Source organism: Zoogloea sp. LCSB751 (assembly GCF_002028455.1).
Taxonomy (GTDB): domain Bacteria; phylum Pseudomonadota; class Gammaproteobacteria; order Burkholderiales; family Rhodocyclaceae; genus Zoogloea.
In genome coordinates this window covers 1-233 of record NZ_MWUM01000672.1, presented here as the reverse complement: position 1 = coordinate 233, position 233 = coordinate 1, and the positions used below count along the sequence as shown (strand labels likewise).

Below are 233 nucleotides of genomic sequence, written 5' to 3'. Positions count from 1 at the left end.
GGTACGCAGCTGGGTCAGGATGCGCTCGAAATCGACCAGGTTTTTGGGGCATCCCAAGCTCACAAAACCAATCCTTGGGTGGTGAGACCTAATAATGCTGGAAGTCGCTTGTTGGACAGTGTGGTCGTCCGATGGCTGAACCCGCGTAGTTGCAGGTGTCAGGCTGTCTGAGCTAGGGTCAAAACGGTTGACGGTCATAGAGGATCGCTGGTCACTAATGCAAAAAAAGATGG

The 233-nt window shown here is 52.8% G+C and carries 1 protein-coding gene; it reads right to left on the bottom strand.

Annotated features, from left to right (window positions below; translation table 11 throughout):
- The coding region (locus tag B4920_RS30275) for a hypothetical protein (protein WP_216820153.1) at positions 1-198 on the bottom strand (198 nt) is incomplete at its 3' end.
- Positions 199-233: the final 35 nt, after the last annotated feature.